Genomic DNA, 25205 nt, shown 5'->3' on the forward strand with positions numbered 1-25205 from the left:
TCTAGGAATCGGGAAGTAAGCGCTAGAATATTAAAGATAAACGTGTGAGCTCAAAACACGTTGATAGTCTTTGTCCCTCAAAAGATAAAATGAAACCGTCTCTCGTCTCTCGTCTCTCGTCTCTCGTCTCTCGTCTCTCGTCTCTCGCTTCTCCCATCCAACATCTCCCTGTATACTCCGCACCAAATTGATACGAAAAGGCGATCACGATGGAATTTGAATTCATCCGCAACACATTGATGGGCGAATACTATGTCAAATGCAGCATGGGGCATGAGATTGTGGGTCGTTGGTTGCAAGAAGAAATAGGCAAAGACCCAGCAAAAATTGCTCAGGTAGAAGCTTTAATTAATCAGGCATTTTCTTCGCCATCTCAAGAGCATAGATTAACCGGTGCAGAGATCAGTTTGATGATCCACGGTGATGAGGTGCTAGTGCAAGAAAACGCGCTTGGCCATGAGTATGAAGTGGAAATGGAAAGCGAGTTTGATTTCTACGATGCAGAGAGTACAGCCAGCTGTGGTATAGAAGATTTTTGTGCCTTGATAGAGCAATGGAAAGACTTTTTGAACATTTAATGCACAGTTTTGGGTAGTCTAATTAGGATTGCCTTATATTTGTGAAAAGGGTGCACCGATATGGTGCGCCCTTTTTGTTTATAAGTTTGTTAATTTCACTAATTCTATAAAAATCAATGGGATAAAAAGTTGGCACGCCGCTTGGATTAATATGAATGTTTCAGGATGAAAGCTGCGGAGAAGATTCAATGAAAATCATTAATGCCATTATAAAACCTTTTAAGTTAGACGATGTACGCGAAGCATTGGCTGATGTCGGTATTGAAGGGATGACAGTATCAGAGGTTAAAGGTTTTGGTCGTCAGAAAGGCCACACGGAGCTATACCGTGGCGCCGAGTATCAAGTCGACTTTCTACCAAAAGTAAAACTAGAAATCGCTACCCATGCAGACAATGTGGAGCGCGTGGTAGAAGCCATCACTAAAGCGGCGCAAACCGGCAAGATTGGTGACGGTAAGATTTTTGTCTACGACTTAAACCAAGCGGTGCGTATACGTACTGGCGAAATGGACGCAGAAGCACTTTAAGAATTCAAGGGATTGGAGAACTATCATGGAATTAACAACAACGGTAACTGAATTACGTTACGCACTCGACACCTTTTTCTTCCTCATTTCCGGTGCGTTGGTCATGTGGATGGCAGCAGGTTTTGCCATGCTAGAAGCGGGCTTAGTTCGCTCTAAAAATACAACAGAAATTCTAACTAAAAACATCTGTCTTTACGCGATCGCTTGTACCATGTTCCTATTGGTTGGCTACAACATTATGTATGTCGATAACGGTGAAGGCGGTTGGTTACCATCATTTGGTGCACTAATTGGCACACAAGGTGAAGGTGCTGACCACTCTCTAGAATCGGACTTCTTCTTCCAGGTCGTATTTGTAGCAACAGCAATGTCAGTGGTTTCTGGCGCGGTTGCAGAGCGTATGAAGCTTTGGTCTTTCCTAATTTTCTCAGCGGTACTGACTGCATTTATTTACCCAATGGAAGGTTACTGGACTTGGGGTGGTGGCTTCCTATCAGAAGCAGGCTTTAGTGACTTTGCGGGATCAGGTATCGTACACATGGCGGGTGCTTCAGCAGCATTAGCTGGCGTACTATTACTGGGTGCACGTAAAGGTAAATACGGTAAAAATGGCGAAATCTACCCAATCCCAGGTTCAAACATGCCTCTTGCTACATTGGGTACGTTTATCCTTTGGTTCGGTTGGTTCGGTTTCAACGGCGGTTCTCAACTTATGGTTTCGGATTTTGAGAACGCGACTGCAGTTGGTCAAATTTTCCTAAACACCAACGCTGCAGCTGCAGCAGGTGCAATTGCCGCACTATTTGTATGTAAAACAACTTGGGGTAAAGCAGACCTAACGATGATTTTGAACGGTGCGTTAGCTGGTCTTGTTGCTATCACGGCTGACCCTCTATCTCCATCACCGCTTTATGCTGTGGCGATTGGTGCGGTATCAGGCGCGCTAGTAGTATTCAGCATCATCGGTTTGGATAAGATTAAGATTGATGATCCAGTAGGTGCTATCTCAGTTCACGGTGTGTGTGGTTTCTTCGGCCTAATGGTTGTGCCACTGAGCAACGGTGATGCAACGTTTGGTGTACAGCTTCTAGGTGCGGCAGTTATCTTTGCTTGGGTATTTGGTGCAAGCCTAGTGGTATGGGCAATCCTGAAAGCGACAGTCGGTATCCGCGTATCGGAAGACGAAGAGTTAGAAGGTATGGATATGCACGACTGTGGTGTTGGTGCTTACCCAGAATTCGTGACTGTGAAATAACACTCACAATGTAATAAATAGTTACAAACTTAACATTAAAAAACCTGCTCCAATGAGCAGGTTTTTTTATTGATTAATTGTTTTCTTATTGAACATGCATATAATAACGCAACTGATAAACGTTATCATTAGCATGGTAAAGGATTAAACAATGAAAAAACTGCTAACTCTTTCAGCGATTACTTGCGCTACTCTGGCTCCAACGGCAATGGCTGCTGAAGAAGTGAACGTGTACTCTTACCGTCAACCTTTCCTAGTTGAACCTATGTTCAACGAGTTCACTAAAGAAACTGGCATTAAAGTAAACGTGAAGTTTGCGAAAAAAGGTCTAGCAGAGAAGTTGGCTCAAGAAGGCGAATACAGCCCAGCTGACGTAATCCTTACTACAGATATCAGCCGTCTAGCTGAACTGACAAACAAAGGTCTGGTTCAAAAGGTAGACAGCAAAATCATCGAAGAAAACGTACCAGCACAGTACCAAGACAAAGAAAACGAGTGGTTTGCTCTGACTCTACGTACTCGTAACGTTTACTCTTCACGTGACCGTGTTGGCAAACTAGGTGACGACTTCAACTACGCTGACCTAGCAAAGCCTGAGTTCAAAGGCAAAATCTGTACTCGTAGCGGTAAGCACCCTTACAACGTATCTCTAGTATCTTCTATGATCGCTCACCACGGTGAAGCTGAGACTAAAGAGTGGCTAGAAGGCGTAAAAGCGAACCTAGCTCGTAAGCCTCAAGGTAACGACCGTGCTCAAGTTAAAGCAATCAAAGAAGGTCTATGTGACGTTTCTCTAGGTAACAGCTACTACCTAGGTAAGATGGTTAACGACAAAGAGCAAAAAGCTTGGGCAGACGCGGTATACATCAACTTCCCTAACCAAGAGACAACAGGTACGCACGTGAACATCTCTGGTATGGCGATGGCGAAGTTCTCTCCAAACAAAGACAACGCTGTGAAGCTTATGGAGTTCCTAACGGGTGACAAAGCGCAGCAAATGTACGCAGAAGTAAACTACGAGTACCCAGTGAAGGAAGGTGTTAAGCGTTCTGAGCTTGTGGAATCTTGGGGTGACTACAAAGCAGATACGATTTCTCTAGATGATATTGCTTCTCACCATGAAGCAGCAATCAAGCTACTAGATGAAGTGAAATTTGACCTTTAATTCCATGTGGGGGTATAACTGTACCCCCATTTAATTAAAGGATATGAGATGTATTTGCAGCTGCATTTGTATTTCATACAGCCTTGCAGTATTTAGGCAATGAAGAATAAATATTCTCTATGGAAAACCAGTAGTGGGGCTATCACCTTGTTACTGGTTTTGCCGATCTTAGCGATCTTCTATACCGCCATTGGCGAAACGGATGACCTGTTCACACACTTGATGTCGACGGTCATGCCTACCTACATCTATAACACCGTAGTTTTGACTGCTGGTGTGATGCTCCTTTCTTTGATTCTCGGTATTCCAAGTGCTTGGTTTATGGCGATGTGTAAGCTACCAACCGAGAAATGGTTACAGTGGGCCTTAGTTCTACCACTTGCGATGCCGGGTTATATCATTGGTTACATTTTTACGGACTGGTTCGATTTTGCTGGGCCAATTCAAATCTTCTTACGTGATATAACGGGATGGGGCCCAGGTGAGTATTGGTTCCCTGATATTCGGACCTTAGGTGGTGCGACCTTCGTTCTTTCTCTTGTTCTTTACCCATACGTTTACTTGCTTTGTCGTGCTGCATTTATGGAGCAGAACGTTTCCCTACTGCAGAGTGCTCGCTTGTTAAAATGCTCCCCTTGGGAAAGCTTTTGGCGTATCTCTTTACCGCTTGTAAGACCCTCTATCGCTGTTGGTTTGTCTCTGGTCGCGATGGAAACCATCGGTGACTTCGGAACCGTCAGCTATTTTGCAGTGAACACGCTTACTACGGCGGTTTACGATACTTGGCTTGGGTATTCGAACCTCAATGCAGCGGCGAAAATCTCAGCAATGATGTTGATGATTGTAGTGTTGTTATTGAGTGCAGAGCGCTACAGCCGTCGTAAGCAGAAGCTGTTCCAAAGTCAGTTTAATAGCCATGAAGACTTTCGTTATGAGCTACGAGGTTGGCGAAAGTGGGGCGCATTAATTTGGTGTTGGGGCTTGGTGGCAATCGCGTTTATCTTCCCATTGCTACAGTTACTTGATTACGCCATCACTTACTTTGCACAAAGTTGGACGCCGGAGTTTCGTGAATACGCATGGAACAGTTTGGTGGTGTCAGTCGTGGCTGCAATCATTGGTGTTGCGATTGCGTTGACTGTGAACTTCAGTCAACGCGTAAATGGCGGCCGCTCTAGCTTGGCGTTTATGCGTTTGTCTTCGTTGGGCTATGCCGTCCCCGGTACGGTACTGGCTATCGGTGTGATGGTTGCTGTGTTGTTTATGGATCACCGTGTTAACGATATTGCGAAAGCGATGGAATGGGGTAGACCTGGGCTTATTTTCTCTGGTTCTATGTTTGCGCTGATTTTCGCGATGGTTGTACGTTTCTCGGCTGTTGCAATTGGCAGTGTGGAAAGTAACTTAAATAAGATCTCTCCATCGTTGGATATGGCTTCCCGTACCATGGGCTGTACGCCAAATACCATGCTTTGGCGAGTGCATTTCCCGTTGGTTAAACGTGGTGCCCTAATTGCTGGTTTGTTGGTGTTTATTGAGTCAATGAAAGAGCTCAATGCTGCATTACTATTGCGACCATTTAACTTTGAAACCTTAGCGACGTATGTATACAACTTCGCTTCGGATGAGCATTTAGAACTTGCTGCTCTGCCAGCAGTACTACTGGTCCTTGTTGGGTTAATCCCGCTTGTAGTTGTTAACCGTTCACTGGAGCAAAGTCACTGATGAGCTGCGCATTATCCATTAAAAACCTAACTTGTCAGTATGACGACCAGACTGTCCTTGAATCACTTTCTCTCGAAGTTGAGCAAGGTGAGATTGTCTGCCTACTTGGCGCGAGTGGCTGCGGTAAGACAACGCTTTTGAAAGCGATTGCTGGCCTGCTTCCTTTGAGTTCAGGTCAAATGAGTTTGAACTGTCTTACGATTGATGACGGTAAAAACTGGCTACCACCAGAGCAGCGTAATATCGGTATGATCTTCCAAGATTACGCTTTGTTCCCGCACCTGACAGTCGCTGAGAACATTGCTTTTGGTTTGAAGAACGAATCGGCGCAGCAAAAGCTGATGAAAGTCGAAGAGATGCTCAGCTTGATTCACCTTAAAGGTTACGGTGACCGTTATCCTCACCAACTTTCTGGCGGCCAACAGCAACGTGTGGCGATTGCTCGTTCATTGGCTTACAAACCAGACCTTCTGTTGTTGGATGAACCGTTTTCCAATATTGATACCCAAGTTCGTCATGAACTGATCCGTGAGATCCGTAAAATCTTCAAAGAACAGGGGGTTACCGCGATTTTTGTCACCCATAGCCGTGAAGAAGCTTTTGCTTTTGCCGATAAGATGGCAGTGATGAACCATGGTGTGATTGAGCAGTACGGCACGGCATCTGAACTTTACTACCAGCCTTCGAGCAAATTTGTTGCGGACTTCTTAGGTGGTGGTAGCTACCTTGTTGCGAAGAGAATTTCCGACAATGAATATCAAACCCACCTAGGTGTGGTGGAAGCCAATGCTCAGCAGGAAATCCAAGTAGATGATGAGTGTGCATTACTGCTTCGTCCTCAACATGTTCAAATTACTGCGGATGAAGAGAGTGCAATCAAAGTACTTGAACAGCACTTTATGGGGGATCACTGTCGCTACGTGATAGATGTCAATGGTGACCGACTGTTGGCTACTTCAGCTCAGGCGTTGAATGTCGGGGATAGTGTGATAGTAAAAGTTGAAACCCAAGGTGTATTAGCTTTCGCGTAATGTTTACATCTATAAAATAAAAAGGCCCGGCGCTGATGCCGGGCAAGTGTTCTTCACCTATAGGATTGTGCTCAAAGCGAGCACAAGGTTCAGTTATAAAGACAAGAAGTCCTTAAACTGTTGAAGAACACGTTCTGCAGTGTCCTTATCTTGCATTTCTGCAAAAATTCGTAGTAGTGGCTCAGTACCTGAGAAGCGAGCAATAATCCAACCGCCGTTCTTGAAGTACACTTTCGCACCGTCTTCGTAGCTGACTTTCTCGATCTCAAATTCAAACTCAGGCAACTGCTTCTCAACATAAATCTTGTTGAATAGCACTTCTTTTTGCGCAGGTTTGAACTTGCAATCGCCTTCTGCCATGTAGGCATATCCGTATTTGCCGTAGATTTCATCCAGTAACTCAGACAGTTTCTTACCAGTGACTGAAATCATTTCTACTAATAGGCTTGATGCAAATACACCATCTTTGCCTTTAATATGGCCACGAATAGTTAAGCCGCCAGAGCTTTCACCGCCAATTAGTGAGTCGTCAGCTTCCATTTGAGAGCTGATGTGCTTAAAGCCTACAGGTACTTCAAAGCACTTCTCACCGTGGTCTTCCGCAACTTTGTCTAACAAGTGTGTTGTTGCGATATTACGCACTACTGAACCGGTCCAACCTTTGTATTCGAGCAAGTAGTAGTAAAGCAGTAGTAGCACTTCATTCGGGTGAATAAAGTTGCCTTTCTCGTCGATAATACCAAGACGGTCCGCATCACCATCGGTACCAATACCGATGTCATAGCCTTCTTGCTCGACAAGGTGCATCAAGCGGTAAAGGGTTGCTGCACTTGGTGATGGCATTAAGCCGCCAAAGTCAGGGTTCTTACCGTCGTTGATTACGTCTACTTCACAGCGGCCATTAATCAATACGGTTTGCAGCGCATTTTTAGCAACACCAAACATCGGGTCGACCAAAACGCGAAGGTTCGCTTTTTTGATGGCTTCAATGTCGATAAAGTCGATGATCGAATCGACGAACTCGTTCATCGGGTTAATAATATCAATCAGTTTGTCTTGTACTGCCTGATCAAAATCGACGCTTTTCACATCTTGTGCTGTAAGCGTTGCGATTTGAGACTCAATTTTTTCTGTGATGATTTCATCGGCATCACGCCCACCTTCGATGAAGACTTTGATGCCGTTATAATCCGCAGGGTTGTGTGAGGCTGTAATACACGCAGAGTATGCACAGCCCATCTCTTTTGCTTTAAACATCACGATAGGCGTCGGCACGAACTTATCGATAAAGCTAACTACGATGCCATTTGCCGCCAAAACTTCAGCAAACCAGCGACCAGCTTTATCAGAAAGAAAACGGCGGTCATAACCGATAATAAAGCCGCGATCAGCAACGGACTCAGCGTTGGTAATGTTTGCGACTGCTTGAGCAACCAAACGTACATTATCTTTAGTGAACTCCTCACCGATAAATGCACGCCAGCCGCCTGTACCAAATTTGATCATGATTCGATCCTCGATAAGAGCGGCGTCCCACCGCTTCTTAAATCTTTGCTAGCGAACCGATGCACTTATCGAATTCAAGTGCATCGGATAAATCAAAAGGGGAGAAGCTCTCCCCCAAAGAGATGATTAACCTAGAGTAACGATAACTTCGTTTACTGAACCTTCCGCTTGAACTGGTACAGAGGCACCATTTACTGCTTCACCGTTCACAGTAATCGACTTAACGCCTTTGCTTACTGAGTCTGGGTTAACGACTTTGATGTTGTACGTTGCACCTAGCCATTGGCGAGTCACTTCGAAACCTGGCCAGTTCGTTGGGATACATGGATCGATAGTCAGACCATCAAAGCCTGTTCGCACACCAAGGATAAAGTTGGTAACTGCGAAGTATGCCCAGCCAGATGTACCTGTTAACCATGGGTGGTTTGCACGACCGTGGTCTTGGTGGTCACGACCCATGATGAACTGCACGTATGAGTAAGGTTCTGCAATACGTTTTTCGATGATGTCGTTTTGGTTGTATGGGTTAAGTGCATCGTAGAATTTCATTGCACGATCACCACGACCCAGTTTCGCTTCAGCTACCCAAGCCCATGGGTTTGGATGCGAGAAGATTGCACCGTTCTCTTTTACGCCTTGGTAAACACGAGTCACGAAACCGATGTCATCGTTCGGCGTTGCAAATGATGGTGAGTTTAGATGCAGGCCGTACTCAGAGAACAGGTTCTCATCGACTGCGTCCATCGCTTTTTCACCGCGCTCTTGAGAAACCGCACCAGAAAGTACAGCAAGCGTGTTTGACTCGAGGTGCACTCGGCCTTCCGCTTGTTGCGCTGTACCGATCTTGTCACCATTCTTCGTCAGACCACGGATGTACCAACCGCCTTCGTCGTCCCAAAGATGTGTTTCACACGCTTCACGTACGTTTGCCGCCATTTCCGTGTATTTCTCAACATCCGTTTCTTTGCCTAGGTATTTCGCTAGGTCGATAAACTCTTGCAATGCCCAGAAGTGAAGGAACGATACCATTGAAGATTCGCCACCACCGAGGTTCAGACAGTCGTTCCAGTCTGCGCGCAGACCTTTACAGATACCCGTTTGACCGACGTATTCAGCCGAGAAGTCTAGTGCTGCTTTCATATGGTCATAAACGCTTGCATCGCCGCCATCTGCGTAAGGGATCACCTCGTCGAAGAAGCTGTGCTCACCCGTTTCCATCACGTACTTACAGATGGTTGGAACTAGCCATAGGTGATCATCTGAACACGTGTCTTCGATGCCGTGGATCTTGTCTTCATCAGAAGGCGTTGGAACGACGGTTGGAGATTTAGATGGCTTAACATCAGCTTTCTCAGGATCGAACCAGTCTGGATCGAACAGGTGCAGACCGTAACCTGCTTTCACTTGGCCACGAAGTAGGTCAACAAGACGCTTGCGGGTCATTGCTGGGTTGGCGTGAGGAACAGAAATCGCATCTTGCGCTGTATCGCGGTAGCCAAGACCAGTACGACCACCCACTTCGATGAACGAAGCAAAGCGAGACCACACCACACAAGTTTCTGCTTGGTATAGGGTCCAAGCGTTGATCATGGTATCTAGACCTTCGTTTGGTGATTTCACTTGGAATTTATTACAACGCTCATCCCAGTGTGCTTTGATGCCCGCAAATGCATTGTCTACTTCAGCGAGATCTTGGTATTTAGCGCGAAGGCGGTCGCCATTGCCTTTACCGATACCTAGAATGTATGCGAAACGAACTTCTTCACCTGGTTGGATAGTAAATTGCTTGTGTAGAGAGCCACAGTGGTTGTAACACGTTTGTGCGGTGTTAAAACATTTACCTTGTTCTACTGCTAGCGGGTTTGCTTCGTCGCGGTATAGACCTAGGAAGCTGTCACGTTGGCCGTCGTATGAATCTGGGTCAAACGTTGAAGCTAGGTAGTAGAAACCTTCGAAATCGTTGGTGTTATAGTACAAGTCGTATTCAATCACACCTTCATTGTAAGACGTGCCTGCAGAGTACAGAGACATCTGGTGGTTTTGGTTGTCTGATTGAATATGGCTGAACGAAAATTCTACAAACGAGAATGCACTGATTGTGCGCGGCTTGTCTGAAGTGTTCTTGATAACCACATCCCAAACTTCAGCGTCTTCGCCTTTTGGTACGAATAGGGTTTTCGTTGCTGTAATACCGTTGTATTCACATTTGAACTTAGAGTAAGACAAGCCATGGCGAACTTCGTAGTTTGCTTCGTCTAGGCTTTTCGCAACTGGTTGCCAAGAGATTGACCAGTAATCACCTGTCTCATCATCACGTAAGTAAACGTAGTGCCCAGGACGATCGAATGTCGCGTTTGGACGGAATTTAGTAACACGGTTGTATTCTGGAGAGTTATAGAACGAGTAGCCGCCTGCGTTGTGCGAGATAACGGTACAGAACTTCTCAGTACCGAGGTAGTTAGTCCATGGCGCTGGTACGTCAGGGCGAGTGATGACGTATTCGCGATTCTCGTTATCGAAATAGCCGTATTTCATTTGTGTATTTCCTTTTTACAATACTGCGTTTGCAGTCAAATTTAATAATTCTTTAAGCAAGATGTATTGTCATCTAGCTTGGTATTACTTCCACGGTTTACGGTAATTCACTCCCTGCAAATCAAGCAGAGGAAGGTGCCCTTTCAAACGTGATAAATAGTCGGTCCAATCGCGGTGTTGTTTTTCAGTCCAACATGCTTCTGCCATGGCTGTTAAGCGAGGGAAAATCATGTAGTCCATACGCGATGGGTTGTTGATGATTTCGCACCACAAGGCAGTTTGAATGCCCCAAATGCGCTTTCTGATTGGGTCATCAGCAGGGACTTCTGCTAATGGCTCATAGTTGTATGCTTTCTCTAATGGCAATGGGTTTGCCCAGTCAACACCTGGCTCTTCTGGTGCATAGTCTTGGGTCATGTCGAGGTAGGTGGTTTGTGCTGGTTGCAGCACTACATCAAAACCTTGGCGAGCGCAGTTCAATGCAGCTTCTTCGCTTAGCCATGAGTAGATCACTGTATCTTTACTCACTTTGTTGCCGTGTTGGGCTTCTTCCCAACCTACCATTCGTTTGCCTAATTTTCGTAGCTTGTCTTCTGCATGACGTAAGAAGTGCCCTTGTAGCTCTTTGTAATCGGTATAACCCAATTGCTCCATAAGAGCTTGGCAAGAAGGGCTCTTAGACCACACGCCATTAGGAACTTCGTCTGCCCCAATATGGACATAAGGCGCTGGGAATAGAGCTGCTACTTCTTCAAGTACTTTGTCGATAAACTCGTAACTACCCGGCAGAGCAGGGTTGATGACATTATCGTTATAGTGCTGAATGCTGCGATATTCGGTTTTGTCTTCCGCTTCAACAAGTAGGTGTGGCAGAGATTTGATTGCTGCGCGGCAATGCCCAGGAACGTCAATCTCAGGGATGATAGTGATGCCACGCTGTGCTGCAAAAGCCACCACGTCTTTAATTTGCTCTTGAGTGTAGAAACCGCCGTAACGCTGAGTTAAATGGGTGTATTGCGGTTCGATGGTTTCATCGATACCACGCCAAGCGCCAATGTCTGTTAGTTGAGGTAAGGACTTAATCTCGATACGCCAACCTTCATCGTCCGTTAGGTGCCAATGGAAGGTATTGAATTTGTAATGTGCCAACAAATTGATGAGGCGTTTTACTTGTTCTACCGAGTGGAAATGACGAGCGCAGTCCAACATCATGCCACGGTAGCGAAAGCGAGGACTGTCTTTGATAGAGCAGCACACCACTTCCATAGTGTTGGCACTCTCGTCTCGTTTTAGTAGTTGCAATAAGGTCGCACAAGCATGGGTAAAGCCAGACGAAGACCCAGCCTCAATCTTGATCGACTCTTCAGATACTTTAAGTCTGTAAGTACCTTCGTCCAGTGTTGGGTTACTTTTGAATAAGATTTTCCCACTGTTAGAAGAAGACAATTTGAATTGGTGAATGCGTTCAAGCTCTTCCAGCAACCATGCTTTTGCTGAATTCGCTAAATCTGTGTATATCGCGACACCAACTTGCTCATCGAAGCTAAACGACAGGTCACTCACTTCAATATGGTTGGGCTTTGGTAATAAAGGCTGTGCATGCGTTAAGCTTGCTGGAATATCACTGCGTTCGCGATAAGGTGAGGCCAAAACGATAGGAGTAACATCAACTTGTGCGCGTTGTGGATTTCCGTCAACGACAAAGTCAATCATGGCTTCATTAAATCCATCCGAGTAATAACGGAATGGGTTTGAACCAATACTGAATTCACAGTAATAGTGATGGTTGGCAGCCAGTACCATACCTTCCGGTTTAAGTGTGCAAAAGCTACCAATTTGAGTCAGTTGACCATTTGAAACGCTGTCTGGAAGAATATAGCGGTCGAAAGCGAAAGTCAGGCTCCAATTGTTTAGGTCTTGGTCGCTCAAATTGTGAAAGGTGAGCCCAAAACGGCAGTTTTGTTTTTGCTCAGAAAGGACCACTAGATCAACACGATATTCCATGCTCACTCCTACTCAACACTCACGGCGTAAAGGTTATGCTCTGGTTTACCAGCAAACATAATAGCGCCTTCAATCGCATCAAATTGAGGCTCTACCACCCATTGTTGAACGGGCGGTGACAGCCAATGCAGGATGCGTTCAGCAATACTGCCCATTAAGCAAATACGAGTCGCCCCGCGTTTGTTTAACGCAACCAGAAACATCTCAATATCGGCAGCGGTCTGCTTAAGCATTTCAATCGCTAGTGCATCACCTTGTTCTGCATGTTGGAAAATTGCTGGAGAAAATTGACCGTAATCGCGAGGTAGAGCTTGTTTAGACCATGCCACTACGTTGTCGATGTCATTTTCAAAATGAGCCATGACATGCGCTGCTAGAGGTGTTTTTTCACGGATGCCATCTTCTGCTAGCAAGACTTGTTGAATCAGGCGTAATCCCATTACTGCGCCGCCGCCTTGGTCGGAGATCGGGAACTCACGTCCACCAACAACGTGCTGCTCAAGGCCTTTCAGGAAAATACCGCAAGAACCGGTTCCAGCAATCATGATTGCGCCATCTTTACCGCTGTGCGCGCCAATACAAGCACCGTAAGCATCAGTGTTGAGTGTCATACTGGCAAATGGGTGTTCCAAAGCCATGAATGCTTGCCAAGAGGTTTTGTGTTCAGCTCCCGCAAGAGCTAAGCCAACGTGCATAGAGGCAAAGTCTTGCTGAGTTAGGCCGCCTTGCTGCGCTGCTGAAGCTATTGATTCAAGAATGGATGCCATTGCGACTTCCGCTCCCAGCATGATGTTTGCACTGCCGCTTTTCGCTTCACCAATGAAGTTACCTTGCGCGTCTTTGATACGGGCTCGGCATGAAGTGCCGCCGCCGTCAATACCTACAAAATACATCCCCATGGTTATTGCTCCTTAATTTCTTGAGAGTTCGCTAAAGTCGAAATGTGCTGAGCCTGACTCATTACTGCGAGTAGGTACCAAGCGCCATGCGGGATCCATTGTTCTCCCCAACGCCAGTTCTGAAGCATGTCGTCTTTCTGTGCTGGTGGATTAAATGCAATGTCTTCCTCATCTTCGAAACCGCCGGTGATGCCGTTGCACACGCCACCTTTTGCATTGAAGAAACCATATTGAGGAAGGTAGTCCGGATTGTTACGACCATGACCGTCCAACATGCACATGTCGTACGGGTTCAGCCCCACAATCCAGTTGATAGAATCTTGTGCGAGTTTAGAAAGCTGTTGCTTTAGAATTTCTGACTCAATAAATGGTTGTGCCAAATACGCCATGGTTGCCAGTGAACCTAAGCGAGCATTCTCACCTTGCCACCAGTAACCCGATTCATTGTTGTGTGCCACAAAGAACGCATCACGCTTCGCTTCGTCTACGCCTTTTACATATTGGCGTGGGTAACCAAATGGGTTCTTCACTCTATTGGTGATAGAGACTTCAAACTCACAGGCTTGAGTTATGATTTGTTTTGCTACTGAAGCGCGCTCAGAGTCGTCTTCAATCGCCAAGTATTCACATAGTGCGATAACAGGAAGCCCTGCTTCTGCCGCATGGAAGTAAGGGCGGCTGCCATCATGATTGGCAGCCCAAAAATGTTGAATGTGCTCATCACTCATTTGACGAGCAGAAAGACGATTTGCCCATACGCGGCTGTCTTCTAGGTAGCGTGTTTCTTTGGTGGTCTTGAATAGCTCAACGGCTGCAAGCAATGCGCAGTATTCATCGATGATGTTCTCTTCATCATCGTTTAGATATTGGGTGTTGTGCTCTTTTAAGTGCCAGTAGCCGTTTTCTGCTGCATTACGGTATTTTTGTTGGTCGAACTCACCGTGAAACTCCAGACGTGCTGCTGAAGCTAATGCCGCAATGCTAACGCCAGCACCTTGTCGGTAACCGGCTTGGTAGTCATCAAACTTATGACCAAGTTGGGTTTCGTAGGCGCAGATTTCACGTTGAGCTGTGTCTTTACTCCACTTGTCGAACACGGTCATGTAGAAGAAGCCTTTTTCGTTTTGCATACGAACAAGGAAGTCTGCACCGAACAGGGCTTCTTCAATAAGGCGAGTAGAAGTGAATTTAGCCAGTTTGTCGTTGCCTTCAAGCAGAGACAAACCTTTCAATATGTTCCACACCACCATTGGTGTCTGCTGTGGGTTTAGGTAGTTTGCGTATGACAAATGACTCAGATATTTACTGACATCGCCTGAAGCGTCATACCAACCGCCGTGAACATCTGCGGTTTCGTCGGAATTTAGCAGTGGAACTTGACGATCTTGTTGATCAAAAATGCCACCACAACGTTGAGACTTAAAGTAGTGGACCACGTCAGATAGTGTTTGATCGAGAAGAATATGTTCACCAATTTCAAAGTGAGATGAACGCAAATGATCGAAACGAAGGTAGTAGTTACCGGGAGTATTAAATGAAGAAAAGTCTACAAGATAGAAATGACCTTGATGCCAGCTCGCTACTTTGCCTTGCTTTTCCACTGTTAGCGTAGCGACAGTTTGGTGGCTGTCCGCACAAACCAATAAAGCAGTATAAGAAGACAGACGTGGTTGGCTTGTCTGGATGATCGCTTTTTTAGGGCCCAGACGCTCGTAACCAATGTGGTTAGTCAGTAGCAGCATTCAAGTTTCTCCGGGAAACAATAAAATATAAAGGGAAAAAGGGGCCAGGTTTATACCTGACCCTCGTTATGATTAATCTTCAAATAAGTAACAACGAACAAAGTGGTTGTCAGATAGCTGAGTTACAGCAGGCAGTCGCTCACGACATTTGTCTGTGGCATGAACACAGCGTCCTGCGAATGGACAACCAACTGATTCTGGCGTCCAAAGTGGGATTTCGCCTTTGTTGCCTTTCAACTTCTCGTGGATTGACTTTGATGGATCAGGAACGGCAGAAACCAGTAGTTGCGTGTATGGGTGTTGAGGATCGTGAATGATTTCCTCTGTGTCACCCCACTCAACCATGTGGCCGACGTACATAACCGCAAGATCTTCAGCGATGTAACGCGCTGTCGCGATGTCGTGCGTGATGTAAAGAAGAGACATTTGTTTCTCAAATTTCATCTCTTCCATCAGGTTAAGAACACCGGCACGGATTGATACGTCAAGCATTGATGTTGGTTCGTCAGCCAGTACCACTTCTGCTCCAACCGCAATATTACGAGCCAAGTTCACGCGCTGACGTTGACCGCCAGAGAGTTGATGTGGGAACTTTTGCGCCGTTTCTTTTGGTGGAATCAGACCAACTTGTTCTAGTAGGTTGTACACGCGCTCTTCCAACTCTTTTTTGTTGCCCGGTGATACCTTCTTGTGGATCAGAAGTGGGCGAGCAATATGGTGGAAGATGTTGTGTGTAGGGTTTAGCGAGCCAAACGGGTCTTGCCATACCATTTGCACACCTTCACGGTAAGTCATCAAATCGTGACGAGAGGTGATGTCTTGAATATCACGACCTTTGTACTCGATGATGCCATCGGTTGGTGCGTACATTTTAGCAATCATTTTTGCAGTAGTAGACTTACCTGAACCAGACTCACCTACCACTGACAAGCCGCGGCTCTTGTACATTTTGAAAGATACGTCGTTGATTGCACGCATCTTAGATTGTTTGATTGAGTTACTGTTTAAAGGGAAGTCCTTAACGACATTTTTACCTTCAATCAGCAGTTCGCCGAATTGTTTGCTCATAATTCTCTCCAGTGTAATTTTTGTTCTTAGCTAGCGTTATTTTTTGTTGTTAAACCTTAGCTTGAGCAATGGTGTCGCCGTACAAATGACAATTTGAGAGACGACCTGGTTCAATTTGACGTAGTTGCGTTGGTACTCGTGTACATGCTTCATGTACGCGGTCGCAACGAGCTTGGAAGCGGCAACCTTGTGGCACTTCTAGCAAGTTCAGCGGGTTACCCGGAATACCAGTCAATTTGGTCTTTGGACCAGTTAGTGGAGGGAAAGAGCTACCCAAACCTTTGGTGTAAGGGTGGTAAGGACTCTCCAGAATCTGCTTAGAAGGTGCAACTTCAATTAATTCACCTGAGTACATGATGCCGATACGGTCAGAGAACTCGACCATCAAAGACAAATCATGCGTGATGAACAGGATTGAGAAACCAAACTCTTCTTTAAGCGCGTAAATCTTTTGTAGAATTTCACGTTGAACTACTACATCTAGTGCGGTAGTTGGTTCATCCATGATGATCATTTTTGGATTCAGAGCCAAAGCGATTGCGATTACTAGACGCTGACGCATACCACCAGAGAACTGGTGTGGGTAGTCGCTTAAGCGGCTTGGGTGGATATCAACGATTTCCAGCAGACCTTCAGCTCGTGTTTTTGCTTGAGCACGCGTCATATTGGTATGACGCATGATGACGTCGCAGAACTGTTCTTCCATAGTAAGAACAGGGTTCAAAGCGTTCATCGCACTCTGGAATACCATCGACATTTCGCTCCAACGGAACGCTTGCATCCGGTCATCACTGTACTGGAGGATATCTTCGCCATTGAAAATAACCTCACCACCAGTGATAAACGCAGGCGGCTTATGAAGGCGCATTAGCGAGAAGGCAACAGTCGATTTACCACAGCCTGATTCACCAGCTAGGCCGAATACTTCGCCGGGTGCGATGTCAAAGCTGACGTTGTTACAGGCGCGGACATCGCCCGCATCTGTAATGTAGTCTACGCATAGGTTACGGATAGAAATTAGTGGTGCAGTCATGATTATTTATCTCCGCTCCATAGTGCATTTTGTGGTGCCAGTTCAGGCTCACGCTCTTTCTTGTCTTTTGCTGCTAGTTTCTTCCAGCGCTTCATGCCTTTGTGAGAGCGAAGCTGCGGGTTCGCAATTTCATCAACGGCGAAGTTAAGTAGAGCAAGACCTGTAACCAGTAACGTTAGTGCAATACAAGGAGCTAGAACTTCCCACCATGCGCCGATTAACATCGCCGATGAGGTTTGCACGTTGTACAGCATGATGCCCCAACTGATGGTGTTCGCATCGCCCAGACCTAGGAACGAGATTACAGCTTCCGTGTTGATTGCTAGCATTACTGAACCGATGAAGCTTGCACCTACGATTGGGATAAGGTTTGGTAGAATCTCAACGAAGATGATACGAAGAGATGACTCACCAAGAACCTCAGCCGCTTTAACAAATTCTTTTTCACGCAAGGCCATGGTTTGAGCTCGAACCACACGTGCACCCCAAGCCCAGGAGGTACCGGCAATGATTAATGCAATGGTGAGTGGCCCAGCCTCCCCGATAAAGGCGGCAAGTACGAACAGTAATGGCAGTTGTGGGATAACTAGCATGATGTTCATGGCAGCACTTAATACGTCATCAACACGGCCACCAAAGTAACCTGCTGAGATACCGATAACTGTTGCTAGGAAACACACGATAATACCCGCACCGAAACCAACACCTAGAGATACTCGCGCGCCGTATGCCACTTGAGACCAAATGTCACGACCCATGCGAGACGTACCTAGAACGTGGTCCGCTTTTTTCGACATGATAAGCGTACGACGGTCGTCGGCTAGATTTTTAGCAACCCAGCCATCAGGGTTGTTTTGCGCTTGTTTTACAACAAAGCCAGGGTATTCATGTGGGTTACCCGTGCGTTTGTCAGGAGCGTGTTGAGTAATTAAAGGAGCAGCCACTGCAACAAAGATAAACAAAGCGATAATGGCTAAACCAACACGTGCGAACGCGTTACCTAAAATCAGTTTAAATAGTTCTTTCATGATTATTTGCCTCCCTTACGTAGGCGAGGGTCTAGAATCATGTACAGCATGTCAGCCATTAAGTTGAAGCACAGCATGAACATTGTCATGATAATTAGCTGACCTTGAAGTACTTGGTAGTCACGTGCGTGAATTGCGTTTAGAAGCACCGTGCCTAGGCCTGGGTAGTTGAAGATCATCTCGATGATAAGCTGACCACCGATTGCCATACCTAGAGACATTGAAAGTGCTGTAACACTTGGTAGTAGCGCGTTACGTGCAGCGTAGTTAAATACAACACGGTTTTGGCTTAGACCCTTACCTTTTGCCATCGTGATGTAGTCTTCAGCAAGAAGGTTGATCATGTTGTTACGCATATTTACTAGGAAGCCACCAATCTGAACAATCGTTGCACAGAACAATGGAAGAACCGCGTGATAACCAACGTCCTTTATGAATTCCCAACTTGTCCAGTCAGGAATGGTACCCGGTGTGTAAGCGTAACCAGATGGGAACCATTTAAGACCGATTGCAAAAATAAACAGCGCTAGCATCGCGATAACCATTTGCGGGATTGCTTGGATAATCAGCGTTCCAGGCGTTACAAATGCATCGTATTTGCTACCACGTTTCCATGCTGCAAAGATACCCAGTACAGATGCAATAGAGAATGAAAGCACAACTGCCGTACCAGCTAGGAATAGTGACCAACCAAATGCACTGCCTAGTAGAGAGTTAACTGAAAGCGGGTAGAACTGGATAGAAGTACCTAGCTCCCAGCTTAGAATGTTTTTAATGTACGACAGGTATTGAACATAAATTGGACCATCTACGAAACCTAACAGCTCTTTCATTGCTGCGATTCGCTCTGGTGTTACCTGTACTGATGCGTTAGCAAACATCATGGTAACTGGGTCACCAGGCATTGCTCGCGGAATAATGAAGTTTAACGTCGCTGCAACCAAGAGCGCGACAAGATAGAACGACAAACGTCTTAAAAAATAACCCATAACTCACACCTTACTCACCCAGATTTTTTCCCTGTTTCTGGTTTCAGGTCGCTCCTAGCGAAATTTAGAGCGAAAAATCCCCTGACGACGAGCGCCATATGTTGGTTTGGTCACAAGGGGATTTTTATAGGCGGCACACGGGATGTGTGCCGCTAGAAATGAACTTCTACTTATTTAACTGGTTTTAGATCCAATACGTGAAGTAGACGTTCTGGGATACCAGCCCAAATGTTTGGACGGCCCTTAGGATTTTCTTCGTTCCACCAACCAGTGAAGCGAGTTGTGTTGTATTGGTACATGTAAGCACCAGACAATACAGGAATAGTCACTTGGTCTTGAGCGATGATTTGCTGGATACCGTGAGCGATTTCTAGCTGTTCTTGCTTATCAGCTGTTTTGTAGAAGCTGTTAAGTAGGCCATCTAGCTTATCGTTCTTGTAGAAGTGCATCGCGAAACGAGGCATACCGTCGCCAGACTGAAGTGCTGAGTTGTAAGCACTGTTCCAGTAAGTGTATGGGTCTGCACCGTGGAAGTAGTTGGTGTACGCAACATCGTAAGTACCTTCAAGCATAGCTTGGTTGTACACAGAGAAATCTGGTGTACGAGCACGTGCTTTGATACCGACTTCTGCAAGTTGCTCAACAGCAAGCTGTACAGTGTTGTTGAAGTCAGTCCAACCGTTTGGAGATTGGATTAGAAGCTCGAAAGACTTACCTGATGGAGTGTCAACAAAACCATCTTTGTTTACGTCTTTGAAGCCAGCTTTAGCTAGAAGCTTCTTAGCGCCTTCAGCGTTGTATGAGTTGTAAGCTTTGAACTTGTCATGAGTCTTTTCGTCAGACCAAGCTTCGAATGCGTAGCCAAGGCCAGATGCGAAGTCGTTCACAGTACCGCCGCCGTAGAAAGCGATATCAATGATAGTTTGACGGTCAAGAGCCATAGAGAATGCACGACGGAAGTCAACGTTAGTTAGTGCTTCGTTTTTCGCTGCATCTGGGTTCTTGAAGTTTACAACGAATGCCTGTGTACCTGCTGGCGGGTACCAGTAGTGGTGTTTAGGGCTCGCTGCTGCGTAAGTACGGTCGATATCTGGAACGAATGAAGAAGTCCAGTCCATCTCACCGTTTACAACTTTACCTAGGAATTGGTCGTTGTTTGCGATTTGTGGAACACGTAGACAGTCAACGTCTAGGTTCGCTGCATCCCAGTAGTTCGGGTTTTCACACTGGATGTACAGCTGAGGAGTGAAAGTGTCGATCACTGTGAATGGGCCAGAACCTACTGGATTTTCGTTAGTGAATGTTGATGGATCTTTCACTTTGCTCCATACGTGCTTAGGTACAACTGGTACTTTAGCAATTTCGTAAGGAACGTTTGAGTTTGCTTCGCTTAGACGGAACTTAACTTTGTAATCGTTAACTTTTTCTACGCCAGTTACCCAAGAGTTGATACCAGATTGGTCTAGCTCTGGCTTCTCTTTAACTAGGTTGAAAGAGTAAACAACGTCATCAGCGGTAAACGCTTCGCCGTCAGACCATTTTACGCCTTTACGGATATCGAAAGTTACGCTCATTAGGTCGTCAGACATTTGGAAGTTTTCTGCTAGACGGAATACCGGTGTGTTACCGTGCATTTCGTTGAAAACAACTAGAGGCTCGTAAATAAAGTCAGTAGTTGTGTGCAGGTTAGTTGCACCCAAGAAAGGGTTAAAGTTACGAACAAAAGTTGTAAACTCTTTAGGGTGGATAGTCAGTTCACTGCGCTCAGCGGCTGTAGCTACTGATGCAAAACCTGTAGTAGCCGTTGCAATAATTGCTGTTGCTAGTGCTGTTTTTTTAATATTGGCAAGCATAGCTGTTCCTTACTATTTGCTTTCATTTCACTAATGGAATTGAATGTCATCAATTGATAAACACTCTCCAAGGCCCACCTCTTCACTACACTTCAAATTGTGTCGCTCTAAGAGTGGCCTGTAGGCCTTAGGCAGGACTAAGAAAACACCTTATCCATAAAATAATCAAACTCGATTCCCGTTAAAAACGTTAAAAACTAAGCCAACTACGTTACAAACGTCATTTTGTTCGTTTTTAAGTCTCTGTAGGCTAAAAAACAAACGTTGATATGTGTCGCAGTTTATATCCGCACAAATACTGTGTGTTAGTGGTTGCTTACTTCATAGGTCTTTTATTGTATGTTTGTTTTGCATTCTCTTTGCTTTGGCGATCTGGCTCACACACGAAAATTTTGTTAATTAACTAGGTGAAATTTAATCTGCCGTTCTGTTGTGATTGACTTCGCAATCTCCGTTAATTGTTGGTCAATTTTCCCTTTAAAAGTAAAAAACAGCCCATTTCGGCGATGAAATTTGGCGGCTGATTATGCTTTTTTTATGGGGGAAAGGAAGTGTTTTTTCTGCGTATTTGTTCGAAATGACACGATGCTATTTGCCGTCGCTCAACCCAGAAAAAACTTGGTTTAATCGTCTTTTAAAAATGATTCTGATATGTTGCTTCCAAGTCTTATAGGAAGGACTGAGGTGGGAAAGTGGTTCATTATTGAGTGGTGAATGAGGTGAATACATTTGAGCATTGCTGTGGAAGCTAGGGTGGCTGCTTTTACTATCAAAAAAAGCCCTGCGCGAGGCAGGGCTTGAATTAAAATAGGCATGCTTAGCTCGTGAGGAGCCTTTGCAGTTTGTCCCGCTGTGCTTCGATGTAAGCACGTTCTGGGCTTTGTTCTTTACAGTGCTCAAGAATAAACTCTATCGAGTTTAAAACGGTTCTCCAGCGTGGTGTTTTTGGCAGAGTTTCGATGCGCATGTATTTATCAAGTGTTCGAGTCTGTAATGTACTGCGGTCTAGGTAAACACGCCAAAAGCCACTTTGCTCAGCGAAAGCAAACTTGGTTTCTCCTGTAACGGACTCCCAGTATTCTAAAGCATGTGTCATCGCATCAACCAGTACTTCACGCATCAACTCTTGTTTATCTTTCTTATTGCCTAATGCTTTGTCGGCAAGACGAGTAAACTCTCCGCCCAGCTCTTTCAGTTTTTGTAGTTGATCTTTGTCTCCATCGAACGCATAGCATGAAAGAACTTCTACTGCGGTTTCCAGATTATGAATACGTGCTGCGTTTGCTCCACCACCAACGTTAAAGATGTACATAACGTCTAAACCAGAGCCTTCTGGCAGTTTGAGAATGTCTGCTTCAATGTTTTGACGGATATCTTCGATGTAGATATCAATCTTGCCACAGTAGTGTGGTTGCTTGACGGTTAAGAATTTTGGCGCAATGAGTTCATCAGCTGATGAGCGTTTTAACTGTTCTAGGCTGCGTTTGAAGAGTTTACAAGCCGCCTCGTTGGCAAAGCGAATTCGTTGGTCTTCTCGCAAACAGATGATGGCCTCTGGAGCAGATTCAAGTTGCTCTAACAAACGTCCTTGTGTTTCAAGTAAACTGGCTTCGACTTCTGCGCGTTGACGCAGCTCAGATTCAAGCAACTTGTTTTCCATGTGACGCATTTCGGCTTTGCTTGCTGTCAAATGCGCTTGGATTCGAGCGGCTAGTTCTTGTTTATTAAATGGTTTGGACAAGTAATCATTTGCACCAGCCTCGAAGCCTCTTACACGATCTTCTGTCTGGCTTAATGCCGTTAACATGATGATCGGCAGTTCTGCGTGGTCGTAAGTGTTACGTAACTCGCTACATACCTGGTAGCCACTCATGCCTGGCATCATGATATCCAATAGCAACAGCTCTGGTTTCTCTTGTTCAATTAACGCTAGCGTATCAGGGCCATCTGAAATCGTACGCACTCGATAGCCTTCCAATCGTAAGAAGCTCTCTAAAACGCGTAAGTTTACTGGTTCATCATCTGCGACGTAGAGTAGTGGACCATCCGGGTTTTCTGGCAGAGATAAGTCGTCGGTGTTTTCCAAATTTGCTTCAGGGATTTGGAAGTGACCACGAGCCGCCAGAGTTTGTGTTGCTTTTATTTCCTCTTCTGTTGCAAGAGGTAAAGTGAAGCTAAAGGTTGTTCCTACCATTGGTTGACTACTTACATACAGTGAGCCGCCCATCAACTCGATAAGCTGACGGCTAATGGATAGGCCGAGTCCTGCACCCTGACGGTAACGACTTGCATCTTGGCCCGCCTGAATGAGCGGTTCAAAGATGTGCTCCAAATGTTCCGCTGGGATACCTTGGCCAGTATCAACGACTTGGACGCGCACCTGATCGTCCACCACATTTGCGGAGATGACAATTTTACCTTCTGAGGTGTACTTAATTGCGTTACCAATCAAATTGTAAAGCACTTGCTCTATACGTTGTGGATCGGCAGAGACCGCTTTTAAGTCCGCAGGGACTTGGTTAATGATGCGGATTGTTTTGTTACCTAACAGGTGGCCAGAGAGTTCCAGTACCAAACGTGTTGCACTTGCTAAGCTTACCGCTGATTTTTGGATATCCATGCTGCCATAGCGCATCTTATGATAATCCAATAAATCATCAACGAGATTTGCCAAGCGCTGACCACTCTTAATAATGATGTCTAGCTGGTATTTTTGGCTCGCAGGAATCACACCGTTTGCGCCAGATACCAATGTCTCTGCAATCCCCACCATGCCGTGTAGCGGTGTCCGCAATTCGTGAGACGTAGTTGCTAAGAATTCATCTTTGAGTTTGTCTGCTAATTGCAACTCCTCGTTTTGCTTTTGAATCAACTTAATGTTGCTCTCAAGCTCTTCGTTTTGTTGTTTAATCGTTTGAATCTTTTCTCGAATTGAGCGCTGCATACGTTCAAAGCTGATCGCAAGACGCCCGATCTCATCTTTTCGCTGAGTATTAAAGGTCGTCTCATCTAAGTCACCAGCAGACACTTTCTCTGCTGCCCAAGTAAGCTTGAGTAGCGGCGAAGTGATGAAATTAGATAAGTAATGTGAAGCGATAACGACTAATACAATTGCAATCAACATCGCAATCACAAACAGTTTCTCAAGCTGATGGACACGGGCAAACGCTTCTTTTTCAGGAAGCTGTACGACTAGCGCCCAAGTTAGACCACGAGTTTCAATGGGTGCAAACGCCGCGATCATCTCTTCACCTAAGCGGTTGCTGTAAGTGCCTACTTCGGTTTCGCCCGCGAGTGCTTTGTCGATAATTTCTAGGCTGTTTTGGATGTTGTCTTGCTTGGTGTTAATTGTACGAGGTTTGTGATCACTGCCAACCAACAAAGTCTCAATAGAAGAATCACGGTTAATTTCTGCAATTAGCTTTGTAATGCCATTGTTTGGTAGTCGGAACATGGCATAGCTGTGCAGGTAACCTTGCTGAACAATCGGCGCACCTAGCCAGGCGACTTGCTTACCGTTTTCGATCTCAAAGTCAGAAAACACAACAGGTGTGTAATCTTCATTGACTTTACGACGCGCATTAACGTCCTCCGACAGACGTTTGAATGTTCGGCCCAAGGCGCTGTCTTTATAGCTGCCAGTCAGTAAGTTTGTGCCGTAATTGTCATCTTTATTGATTGAATAAGTCACGTTACCGTCAATGTCGACCAACAAGATGTCGTTGAAGTCAGAGCGCTTTAACAGTTCTAGATACGCCCAGTGGTAGCGTTTATGTAATAGGCGATAACGCTCACTACCAACATAGTTAGAGGACTCTGGCAAAATTGAAGTTTTTATCTGGTCGCCACTGCCTTGGATATAACGTTGCTGTGCGTTCTCTCTTGCTTCGTCAATATCATGCCCTAGGCGACTGAATGCATTGACTAAACCATAGAATCGACCACCACTGGCATACGCCAATTCTGAGCGAACAAAGCCCATGACCTCAGTTTCTTGAGCCGCAAAGTAGTCGATGATCTGTTGTTGCTTCGTGTCACGCACAGAAAGTAGGTGTGAGGTACTTTGTTCTTGAAGATCTTTACTGTGTGACTGCAGGAAGAAAATCGCAGTGATCGTCAAAGGCGTGATACTAAGAACCAAAAACGCGGTCATTAGCGTGCTTTGCAGGCGCTTAAATTTCTGCTTTTTGTAGAATTTAAACATGAATAAGATTACAACTCATAAAAGGGCAGCGACCAAATTACTAGGGCTTGCCAAGGTTCTCGT

At 45.5% G+C, this 25205-nt stretch carries 17 protein-coding genes; 6 read left to right on the top strand and 11 right to left on the bottom strand.

All coding sequences use genetic code 11. From position 1 onward, the window contains the following. Positions 1–209 precede the first annotated feature (209 nt). The 6 genes from VJL_RS14510 to VJL_RS14535 all read left to right on the top strand — a co-directional run bounded on the left by VJL_RS14510 (position 210) and on the right by VJL_RS14535 (position 6281). Entirely contained in the window at positions 210–578 is a 369-nt protein-coding gene (locus tag VJL_RS14510; protein WP_038865812.1) for a YacL family protein, read from the top strand. Positions 579–766: 188 nt separating this feature from the next. Next, entirely contained in the window at positions 767–1105 is a 339-nt protein-coding gene (locus VJL_RS14515; protein WP_005439398.1) for a P-II family nitrogen regulator, read from the top strand. 25 nt (positions 1106–1130) lie between these two features. Further along, positions 1131–2360 (top strand): ammonium transporter, encoded by a 1230-nt coding sequence (locus VJL_RS14520; RefSeq protein ID WP_038878929.1) that lies wholly within the window; start codon positions 1131–1133, stop codon positions 2358–2360. Positions 2361–2511: 151 nt separating this feature from the next. Beyond that, entirely contained in the window at positions 2512–3525 is a 1014-nt protein-coding gene (locus tag VJL_RS14525) for a Fe(3+) ABC transporter substrate-binding protein (protein WP_038878931.1), read from the top strand. Between the two features lie 99 nt (positions 3526–3624). Continuing rightward, on the top strand, positions 3625–5250 hold the full coding sequence (locus tag VJL_RS14530) for an ABC transporter permease (protein ID WP_038878933.1): 1626 nt from the start codon (positions 3625–3627) through the stop codon (positions 5248–5250). Continuing rightward, on the top strand, positions 5250–6281 hold the full coding sequence (locus tag VJL_RS14535) for an ABC transporter ATP-binding protein (protein WP_038878935.1): 1032 nt from the start codon (positions 5250–5252) through the stop codon (positions 6279–6281). The genes VJL_RS14530 and VJL_RS14535 overlap by 1 nt, the downstream gene beginning before the upstream one ends. A 93-nt stretch (positions 6282–6374) precedes the next feature. On the opposite strand, the gene VJL_RS14540 is transcribed toward VJL_RS14535, so the two are convergent. The 11 genes from VJL_RS14540 to VJL_RS14590 form a co-directional block, all read right to left on the bottom strand. After that, complete coding sequence (locus VJL_RS14540) at positions 6375–7787, bottom strand: phosphoglucomutase/phosphomannomutase family protein (protein ID WP_038878937.1); 1413 nt, start codon at positions 7785–7787, stop codon at positions 6375–6377. A gap of 126 nt (positions 7788–7913) precedes the next feature. Beyond that, entirely contained in the window at positions 7914–10322 is a 2409-nt protein-coding gene (locus tag VJL_RS14545; protein ID WP_038878940.1) for a glycoside hydrolase family 94 protein, read from the bottom strand. Between the two features lie 84 nt (positions 10323–10406). Next, a complete protein-coding gene (locus VJL_RS14550; protein WP_038878942.1) occupies positions 10407–12326 on the bottom strand; it encodes a beta-N-acetylhexosaminidase in 1920 nt (639 codons plus the stop codon). A gap of 8 nt (positions 12327–12334) precedes the next feature. Further along, positions 12335–13225 carry a glucosamine kinase nucleotide-binding domain-containing protein gene (locus VJL_RS14555; protein ID WP_038878943.1) on the bottom strand — a complete coding sequence of 297 codons (891 nt, stop codon included), beginning with the start codon at positions 13223–13225 and terminating at the stop codon, positions 12335–12337. Positions 13226–13227: 2 nt separating this feature from the next. Continuing rightward, positions 13228–14967 (bottom strand): glycoside hydrolase family 9 protein, encoded by a 1740-nt coding sequence (locus tag VJL_RS14560; RefSeq protein ID WP_038878945.1) that lies wholly within the window; start codon positions 14965–14967, stop codon positions 13228–13230. 72 nt (positions 14968–15039) lie between these two features. Then, entirely contained in the window at positions 15040–16035 is a 996-nt protein-coding gene (locus VJL_RS14565) for an ABC transporter ATP-binding protein (RefSeq protein WP_038878947.1), read from the bottom strand. A gap of 49 nt (positions 16036–16084) precedes the next feature. After that, positions 16085–17068, bottom strand: coding sequence for an ABC transporter ATP-binding protein (locus VJL_RS14570; RefSeq protein WP_005386550.1), 984 nt, complete (start codon positions 17066–17068; stop codon positions 16085–16087). A 2-nt stretch (positions 17069–17070) separates the two neighbouring features. Continuing rightward, complete coding sequence (locus tag VJL_RS14575; protein ID WP_038878949.1) at positions 17071–18096, bottom strand: ABC transporter permease; 1026 nt, start codon at positions 18094–18096, stop codon at positions 17071–17073. 2 nt (positions 18097–18098) lie between these two features. Continuing rightward, positions 18099–19085, bottom strand: a complete 987-nt coding sequence (locus tag VJL_RS14580; RefSeq protein WP_038865841.1) for an ABC transporter permease — start codon at positions 19083–19085, stop codon at positions 18099–18101. A 170-nt stretch (positions 19086–19255) separates the two neighbouring features. Beyond that, a complete protein-coding gene (locus VJL_RS14585; RefSeq protein WP_038865843.1) occupies positions 19256–20938 on the bottom strand; it encodes an ABC transporter substrate-binding protein in 1683 nt (560 codons plus the stop codon). Positions 20939–21755: 817 nt separating this feature from the next. Further along, entirely contained in the window at positions 21756–25142 is a 3387-nt protein-coding gene (locus tag VJL_RS14590) for a response regulator (protein ID WP_038878951.1), read from the bottom strand. Positions 25143–25205: the final 63 nt, after the last annotated feature.

Source organism: Vibrio jasicida CAIM 1864 = LMG 25398 (assembly GCF_000400365.1).
Taxonomy (GTDB): domain Bacteria; phylum Pseudomonadota; class Gammaproteobacteria; order Enterobacterales; family Vibrionaceae; genus Vibrio; species Vibrio jasicida.